The sequence below is a fragment of the Streptosporangium carneum genome, assembly GCF_027922005.1.
GTDB lineage: Bacteria > Actinomycetota > Actinomycetes > Streptosporangiales > Streptosporangiaceae > Streptosporangium > Streptosporangium carneum.
In genome coordinates this window covers 40,663-49,059 of record NZ_BSEV01000044.1, presented here as the reverse complement: position 1 = coordinate 49,059, position 8,397 = coordinate 40,663, and the positions used below count along the sequence as shown (strand labels likewise).

General features: G+C 69.0%; 8 protein-coding genes. 2 read left to right on the top strand and 6 right to left on the bottom strand.

Annotated elements, in window-relative coordinates:
- Window positions 1-240: 240 nt before the first annotated feature.
- The 4 genes from PKF00_RS42310 to PKF00_RS42300 form a co-directional block, all read right to left on the bottom strand.
- On the bottom strand, window positions 241-1,170 hold the full coding sequence (locus tag PKF00_RS42310) for a TauD/TfdA dioxygenase family protein (RefSeq protein WP_271223427.1): 930 nt from the start codon (window positions 1,168-1,170) through the stop codon (window positions 241-243).
- 27 nt (window positions 1,171-1,197) lie between these two features.
- Window positions 1,198-1,290: a putative leader peptide gene (locus tag PKF00_RS44800; protein ID WP_369011201.1), complete on the bottom strand. Its 93-nt coding sequence runs from the start codon at window positions 1,288-1,290 to the stop codon at window positions 1,198-1,200.
- Between the two features lie 146 nt (window positions 1,291-1,436).
- Window positions 1,437-3,038 (bottom strand): monocarboxylate uptake permease MctP, encoded by a 1,602-nt coding sequence (gene mctP, locus PKF00_RS42305; RefSeq protein WP_271223426.1) that lies wholly within the window; start codon window positions 3,036-3,038, stop codon window positions 1,437-1,439.
- 4 nt (window positions 3,039-3,042) lie between these two features.
- Window positions 3,043-3,255 (bottom strand): DUF3311 domain-containing protein, encoded by a 213-nt coding sequence (locus PKF00_RS42300; protein WP_271223425.1) that lies wholly within the window; start codon window positions 3,253-3,255, stop codon window positions 3,043-3,045.
- A gap of 306 nt (window positions 3,256-3,561) precedes the next feature.
- On the opposite strand from PKF00_RS42300, the gene PKF00_RS42295 reads away from it, so the two are divergent.
- The gene (locus PKF00_RS42295; protein ID WP_271223424.1) at window positions 3,562-4,092 is read left to right on the top strand and encodes a ribosomal protein L7/L12; all 531 of its coding nucleotides are present in this window, start codon (window positions 3,562-3,564) and stop codon (window positions 4,090-4,092) included.
- Between the two features lie 219 nt (window positions 4,093-4,311).
- On the opposite strand, the gene PKF00_RS42290 is transcribed toward PKF00_RS42295, so the two are convergent.
- On the bottom strand, window positions 4,312-6,045 hold the full coding sequence (locus tag PKF00_RS42290) for a choice-of-anchor P family protein (RefSeq protein ID WP_271223423.1): 1,734 nt from the start codon (window positions 6,043-6,045) through the stop codon (window positions 4,312-4,314).
- Between the two features lie 415 nt (window positions 6,046-6,460).
- On the opposite strand from PKF00_RS42290, the gene PKF00_RS42285 reads away from it, so the two are divergent.
- Complete coding sequence (locus PKF00_RS42285) at window positions 6,461-7,375, top strand: SDR family oxidoreductase (RefSeq protein WP_271223422.1); 915 nt, start codon at window positions 6,461-6,463, stop codon at window positions 7,373-7,375.
- A 12-nt stretch (window positions 7,376-7,387) separates the two neighbouring features.
- On the opposite strand, the gene PKF00_RS42280 is transcribed toward PKF00_RS42285, so the two are convergent.
- On the bottom strand, window positions 7,388-8,362 hold the full coding sequence (locus PKF00_RS42280; protein ID WP_271223421.1) for a helix-turn-helix transcriptional regulator: 975 nt from the start codon (window positions 8,360-8,362) through the stop codon (window positions 7,388-7,390).
- Between the last annotated feature and the right edge of the window lie 35 nt (window positions 8,363-8,397).

Genomic DNA, 8,397 nt, shown 5'->3' with positions numbered 1-8,397 from the left:
ACGGTGTGGGAGAGTAGGTCGCCGCCGGACAATCTTTCAAGGAGGGTCACCCCGTTCGGGGTGGCCCTTCTTTGCGTTTCCGGGACTTTCTCGTGCGCGTCCTGCTCCTCCCATATTGAAGACTCATGGGGAAAGCCCGCCCGGTGGAGGAGGAGCCGGGCGGGCTTGATCAGGAGGGGCGGGGGCGATGGGGGATTTCCCTGGATACGCTCCTGCCCGATCGGGATGTGTGTACGGTTCTCAGACGGCGACGGGGGTGGCAGGGGTGACGGGGGCGATGGGCGAGTAGGCCGAGGCGTCGCCGGACAGCACCTCGCTCGAGCGGCCGTCGATGCCCACCGGCACATCACCGGCGACAGTGACCCGGTGCAGGCGGCGTGCCTGACGCCCGAAGTCGTGGACGACCCGATGCTGGGTGGCCCGGTTGTCCCAGATGGCGACATCGCCCGGAGCCCAGTGCCAGCGGACGGTGTTCTCGACCTGGGTGACCTGGTCCTGGATCAGACGGATCACCGTGGCCGACACGTCACCGGGCAGGCCCACGATGCGTTTGGCGAAGTCGCCGAGCAGGATCGACCTCTCACCCGTCTCCGGGTGGACGCGGACGACGGGATGCTCGGTCTCGAAGGAGGTGGAGGCGAAGATCTCGGCGTACTCACGTGTCCGTGCGGGGTTGTCGGAGGCGGCGATCCTCGCGTAGTCGAACTGGTTGGTGTGCACGGCACGCAGACCGTCGACCAGTTCGGCCAGTTCGCGGGGAAGGTGTTCGTAGGCCGCCACCGTGTTGGCCCACAGGGTGTCACCCCCCGCGGGGGGAACGACCACGGCGCGCAGTACCGAGGCCAGTGGTGGACGGTCGACGAAGGTGACGTCGGTGTGCCAGCGGTCGACCTTCTGGCCGTGGCTGTAGTCCAGGTCGAGGATGGGGGAGTCGTCGCTCAGGGCGGGGACGGTCGGGTGGGCGGTCGTCAGCGGGCCGAGCAGACCGGCGAAGGCCACCTGGCCCTGCTCGTCGAGATGCTCCTGGCCGCGGAAGAAGATGACTTTGTGGCGGAGCAGTGCCGCGCGGATCTCCCGCACGGTCTCGGCCGGCAGTTCGCCGCCGAGCTGGACGCCGGCTATCTGGGCGCCGATGCGTCCGGCTACGGGGGTGACGGTGAGTGATGACATCGTGGGCTTCCTTCCAACGAAGATCTTTCAGGATCGGGGTCGGGTGGAAGAACACAGCGCGCTGGCCACGCGACAGAGGTCCACGTGACCCCGCGTGGTGAGATACAGCGAGGCGATCACGCCTTCACGGTAGGTCTCCAGTCCGACAATTGTCAACTATTAAGGTAGGGAATTAGGGTTATTGAAGTGGCGGCCGGTCGTCGACCGGCCGTACGGGCCGGGAAACCGTCCGGCTCGCTCCCCTGGGGGGCGGGCCGGGCCGGTCGTCAGGGGGTGAGGTCAAGATCCTTGATCCGGGGGTCGCTCTCGTCGGCGACGTAGTGGTCCGGACGGGTGGCGTCGTCGCCTTCCGCGACTCCGGCGGCACGGACGATGATCGTGCCGAGTGCCGCGACGAGCAGGTTGACGGCCAGCGCGAGGAGTCCCGCATAGACCGTCACCTTGGTGTCCAGGCCCAGGTTCGCCAGAGGGAAGGCCGAACCGGCGAAGTGCAGCTTGCCGGTGGCGGGGTTGCCGATGTTGTAGAGCAGCAGGACGCCGGTGCTCATCCCCGCGATCCACCCGGCGATCAGCCCGCTCCGGTGGAACCAGCGGGTGTAGAGCCCCAGTGCGACGGCCGGGAACGTCTGCAGGATGATGACGCCGCCGATGAGCTGGAGATCGATGGAGAAACCCGTGTCCAGGAAGACGATGAACAGCACCGCGCCGATCTTCACGAGAAGTGAGGTGATCTTCGACACCCGTGCCTCGTCGGCGTCGCTCGCGTCCGGCTTCACGTACTCCCGGTAGATGTTGCGGGTGAACAGGTTCGCCGCGGCGATCGACATGATCGCCGCGGGGACCAGCGCGCCGATGCCGATCGCCGCGTAGGCCACTCCGGTGAACCAGTCGGGGAACACCTGGTCGAACAGCTGCGGCACGATCGTGTTGTTGTCAGGCTTTCCGGCCGTCGTGATCGGCTTCACCCCGGCGGCGATGGCCATGTAGCCCAGCAGCGCGATCAGTCCGAGCAGCAGGCTGTAGAGGGGGAGTGCGGACATGTTCCGCTTGATCACGTCGCGGTTCCTCGAGGCCAGCACGCCGGTGACGCTGTGGGGGTAGAGGAACAGTGCGAGCGCCGAGCCCAGTGCCAGGGTGACGTACTGCACCTGGTTGTTGGCGTTGAGCAGGGTGCCGTCACCCGGCGCGGGCGTGGCGGCGAACTTGGCCTCGGCGGCGTCGAAGATCGTGCCCCACCCGCCCAGCTTCCACGGGATCACGATGACGGCGGCCAGGATCACGATGTAGATCAGCGAGTCCTTGACGAACGCGATCAGTGCCGGGGCGCGCAGGCCCGACTGGTAGGTGTAGGCGGCCAGGATGGCGAAGGCGATGACGATCGGCAGGTGGCCGCTCACCCCCATCGACTTCAGCACCGCCTCGATGCCGACGAGCTGGAGGGCGATGTAGGGCATGGTCGCCACGATGCCGGTGATCGCGACGAGCAGGGCGAGTGTGGGGGAGCCGAAACGGGCCCTGACGAAGTCGGCCGGTGTCACGAACCCGTGCACGTGCGATACCGACCAGAGTCTGATCAGCACCAGGAAGACGAGGGGATAGGTGATGACGGTGTACGGCATCGCGAAGAAGCCCGTCGCGCCCGCCCCCCACAGCAGGGCGGGCACGGCCACGAAGGTGTAGGCGGTGTAGAGGTCGCCGCCGATCAGGAACCAGGTGATCCACGAGCCGAAGCTCCGGCCGCCGAGTCCCCACTCGTCCAGGCTCGCGAGGCTGTGCGGGCGACGCCAGCGCGCGGCCACGAAGCCCATGCCGCTGACGCCCAGGAACAGTGTGACGAAGACGATGATCTCGGTCAGGTGCGCGCTCACCGGGTCATCGCCTCCGCTTGGTCATCCGGTAGACGATCGTCGTGCAGGCGACGCCGACGGCGATGAACGCGAGCTGGAGCCAGTAGAACCGGGGAAAACCGAAAAGTCGGGGATCGTTGGCGTTGTACAGAAAGGGCAGCAAAGGTAGGATGATCGGTACGATCAGTAACCAGTTCCATGGGCTGCGGTCGCCCCTGTCCTTTTCGGGAGTGCTCAACTCGGTCTCCTCGGGCTGAAGAGCGGGCAGCCGGGTGCGGCTGACTCCTTCGGCTGACCGGAGCGTAATTACGCGGTCGTTTCATTGCGATCGCTGAGCGCCGAACGGATCGGTTGGCGCGGTGAACGGTCGGCCAGCCCGGGTCCTCGACGCCGTCGCGGCGGGGATCGGCGAACCGACTCCTCGGACCCACGATGCTCCCGGTTCGCGCCCGGGCGGAGGAAACGGGAAACTCCGGAGCCGGGCGTCGTCGGAAAGGGACGAGAAAGGGAAGGGAATCAGCGGGGCCCGCAATACGATCGAAGAATGCCGAATCTCGGTCCAACGGAACTGCTCATCATCGGGCTGATCCTCCTCCTGGTCTTCGGAGCGGTCGTCACCGTGCTCGTCCTGCTCGCACGGCGCGCCGCGGCCCCTTCCTCCTCCCCTCTCTCCGCTCCTCACCTCGACCTCGGCCCAAAAGGCCGGCCCGGCCCTTCCGACCTGCAAGGCCAGGTGCGGGCGCTCCTCGGGCAGCGAAAGAAGATCCAGGCCATCAAGCTCGTCAGGGAGCAGACCGGTCTGGGCCTCGCCGCCGCGAAGAAGTACGTCGACGACCTCGAAGCGGGCAGGTTCCCCGAGCCTCCCTCTTCCCTGTCGCGGCACGGCCTTGCCCACCAGGGCTTTCCGGATCGGGGTGAGGCGCCTTCCGCGCCCTCGTACCACGGCGCCGACCTCGCCACCCGTGTCCGGGACCTCAAGGCCTCAGGCCGTGTCGAACAGGCCGTTTTCCTGGTCAGGGGCGAGACCGGCATGGCCGAGTCCGACGCGTGGCGCTTCGTCGACTCGATCGGGTGACGGTCGACTCGATCCCGTTCGACCGGGAGAAGCGGGATCCGCGAAGGCGACGCGGACGGACGGCTCCTGCGGCCTCCGGCGGAAGGGGCCCGTCGGCGCGGGTCGCGCGCCGACGGGCCCTTCCGGCGGGCTTCACCGGGTGAGCCCTTCTCGCACTCGGAGGCGATCCTTCGCCTCAGGGGAGGGCGATGTCGCGGAGACCCTCGCCTGGACGGCGGGTCAGGGAGCCGGGCAGGGTTTCCCCGGGACGGTCAGGGAGGCTCTGGCGTGACCGATGACGACGTCGACGCCCGCCACCGTTCGCACATGGACGGCGTTGACCGCGAGACCGTCGCCGCCCGCGGTCGCCACCCGTTCGTTGATCACGATCTTGGCCACCAGCGGGACGTCGATCGTGCGGTTGACCTCCGGGTCGGTTATCGAGGCTCCGTTGACCCTCAGGTCGGTGAGATCCACCCGGCCGGTCGTGCTCACCCGCCCGGAGTCGTCGCTCTCCGCCTTCGCTGTGACCGTGATCTCGTCCGCTGTGACGAGTCCGCCGAGCAGGCTGAGACGGGCGGTCCTGGCCGTCGCCGTCGCGGTGCGGAGCCCTGCGGCGTCGGTCGTGCCCGAGGCCCCGGTGATGACGATCCCCAGGGAGCCGAGACCGGGCAGTGCGGCGCCGGCCAGTGTGCCGTCGTCGGTTCCCGCCGTCGCGGTGCAGGTGATGTCGGACGGGGCGAGCGGCGGGACGCCGACCAGTGGTGAGGTGACGCGTCCGCCGTGGGCGTGGGCGTCGAAGACCAGGTCCGGTGGCGTGAACCTCACCCGCGCGCATCCCGGCGGGTTGAGCCCGGCACGGCGGGTCAGGTCGTCGGCGCAGGTGCTGTGGACGCCCGCCCTCGCGGACGTCACGTTCACCGAGACGGCGCAGGACGCCTTGCCCGAGGGAAGGGTTCCGGTCACCTCGACACGTCGCCCGCCCGTCGCCGCCGTCACCGTCGCGTTCGCGCAGTCGGTCGACGAGCCGCCCGCCGCGACGGTGAGGCCCGCGGGCAGGTTCTCGGTGAACGACCAGCCGGTCTTCGCCGCGAGCTCCTCGGTGTTGGTGACGGTGAAGGTCAGCGTCGAGGTGTCGCCGACCTTGGCCGAAGCCGGGTGGTAGCCGACGTCCAGCTGCGGGGTCACGTCCAGGACGCGCACGTTGTCGTAGGCGGCGTCGTTGCCGTAGCCGCTGCCCTGGAAGTTGACCAGCCTGAGCCCGAGCGTCGAGCCCGAGAACAGCACCGGCTTGTCGCCGCTGTAGGTGCCGACCGGGATTCCGTTCACTGTCGCGCCGGACTCGCGGCACGGTTCGATCGGGGTGGTGAAGGTGGGCACGGCCGTCGTCCCGTCGAGCAGGTAGAAGCCGAGTTTGGCGTGGTTGCCGTGGCAGTTGACCTCCGCCGCGTCGACGGAGAAGGTGAGGAAGCGGTTGGGGCCGCCGACGTCGATGGGGGTGACGGTCTCCAGCTGGGTCTTGTCCGGGCCCGGGTCGGCGCTGGTGTAGGCGGTGACGGCGTGGTTCGTCGCCGCGTCGCCGCCCGCCCACTGGCCGAGCGCGCCGGACAGCTGCTTGACCGAGGCCCACCAGCCGCCGCAGCCCGATCCCGCGGGCGCGGTCGCCGGGTTCTGCTGCGAGGAGATCCAGCCGTTGCAGTTTCTCAGCCACGCGGGGTCCGCGGTGTAGGTCTCGTGAACGGGTGCGGCCCCGGTGTAGCCGGTGACGACGATCGGCGTGGCGCCCTGGCCGTTCTCGAAGTTCTCCGTGAAAACGATCACTGGAGCCTTTGGCGTTCCGGGGGAGCCGGGCGCCGCCGTCGCGGCGCCGTTCTGGACGGCCACGATTGTCGCCGACAGGGCGAGCACGGCGGCGGCGGTCAGGGCGCGCCCGAGCGCGCCGGATGTGTCGCGACGCCTGTGAGAGTTTTTCACGAGCGAATTCCTCCCGGTGAATCCTCGGCGTTTTCGGAAGTGGCGCAGGAAAGGGTCCGGTGCCGTGCGAATCCTCGACGGCTACGAGGGTCCGCCTTGTTCGGGGATGAAATGCGGGGTGACAACGGCTGAATTATCAGCACCTCCCCCGACAAAGTGACTCAGGTTTTCCTGGCTGTCAACGGTGGTTTTCGTTCACCTGATTTTTTCTGGCGAATATGCGTTCAACCATCAGACAACACTGGAATTAAGTAGTTTCTCGGTATCATCCGGAATTTCTGGAAAAAGGAGGCTTGATGGATTTTTCCCGCTCGGCCGCCGCTTCGAGACGACGGCTCGGACGTCAGATGCCAGGCGGGCGGGAGCCAGGAAAACATGACATGAGATGTCCTGTTTTTCGGTCAGGATCATCCGCATGAACACCACACTTCAGGAGAAGGTCGCCCTGGTCGCCGGGGCGACGAGAGGGACGGGCAGGGCGATCGCGACGGCGCTCGGCGAGGCGGGGGCCACGGTCTACTGCACGGGCAGGACGACGCGGGAGCACCGTTCGGAGATGAACCGTTCCGAGACCATCGAGGAGACGGCCGAACTGGTGACGCGCGCGGGTGGCCTGGGCATCGCCGTACAGGTCGACCACCTGGAGTCCGAACAGGTGCGCGGACTGGTCGAGCGGATCGAACGCGAGCGGGGAAGGCTCGACCTGCTCGTCAACGACATCTGGGGCGGTGATCCGCTGGCGGCGTGGAACACCCCGCTCTGGGAGCACTCGCTGACCGACGGCCTGCGCCTGCTCAGACTGGCGATCGACACCCACGTCATCACCAGCCACCACGCGCTGCCGCTGCTGACCAGGAACCCCGGCGGCCTGGTCGTCGAGGTGACCGACGGCACCGCCGAGTACAACGCCGCCAACTACCGGGTCTCGTTCTTCTACGACCTGGCGAAGGTCTCGGTGAACCGCCTGGCCTTCTCCCAGGCGCACGAGCTCAGGCCGCACGGCTGCGCCGCGGTCTCGCTGACGCCCGGCTGGCTCCGTTCGGAGATGATGCTCGAGCACTTCGGCGTCACCGAGGACACCTGGCGCGACGCCCTCGCGGTCGAGCCGCACTTCGTGATCTCGGAGTCGCCCGCGTACACGGGACGCGCGGTCGTCGCGCTGGCCGCGGACGAGGACCGGGGCCGCTGGTCGGGGCAGTCCCTCTCCAGCGGGCAGCTGGCCCAGGTGTACGGCTTCACCGACGTGGACGGCAGCAGGCCGGACGCCTGGCGTTACGTCGTCGAGGTCCAGGACAGGGGCAGGCCCGCGGACGCGACCGGATACCGCTGAACCGGCCGGTCGTCACGGCGGGGCGTCGCCCGCGGCCCGCCCGCCGTACAGGCCGCACGCGCGCGCCGCCGCCTCGGCCATCCTGGCGCGCAGGTCCGGCGGGTCGAGGACCTCCGCCTCAGAGCCGAACCTCAGGATCTGGTGGTAGGCGACCTCGAGCGACTCGACGGGCAGGGACACCGTGACCCACCCCTGCCCGTCGGGCTCCCCGACGGAGGCGAGGGCCTCGTCGAGGGCCGCGGGATCGCCGAGGACGGCGAGACCGCGCAGGCCCGCGGGGCTGAGCCGCACCGTCACGCGGGCGGTGAGCAGGGAGCGGGCGAAGTCGGCGGCGCGCTCGCTCCAGAAGGCGGCCAGGTCGAAGCCGGGGTCCCGGTCGAAACGCCGTTCCGAGTGGACCTCCACCTCGGCGAAGCGCTCCACCCGGTAGATCGCGGAGCGGGTCGCCAGGTACCAGACGCCGGCCTTGAGCACCAGCCCGTACGGTTGCAGGGTCCGCCTGGTCCCGCGGTAGAGGGCCGTCACCGGATGGTCGCCCCACACGGCCCTGGCCAGTGCAGGCAGCGCCTCGGGAGACGGCTTCCCGTGCGCGAACCAGCCGGGAGCGTCGAGGTGGAAGCGCTGCGCGGCGGTCTCGGGCGCGTCGCGGGCGCCCGGCGGCAGCGCGGCGGACGCCTTGAGGCGCGCCGTGGCGGCCACCTCGCCCAGACCCATCTCCCGCAGGGCGTCGGGAACGCCGGACAGGAACAGCGCCTGAGCCTCGGCCCTGTCGAGGCCGGTGAGGCGGGTACGGTAGCCCTCCAGCAGGCGATAGCCGCCGCCCCTGCCGCGATCGGCGTAGACCGGCACCCCGGCCCCCGACAGGGCCAGCACGTCCCGGTGGACGGTCCGCTCGGAGACCTCGAGCTCCCTGGAGAGCTCCGCGGCGGTCATCCCGCCCCGCGCCTGGAGCAGCAGCACCAACGACATCAACCTGGCCGCGCGCACCCATCGACCCTAACCCGCGCGCCGCCCCCCTCGAA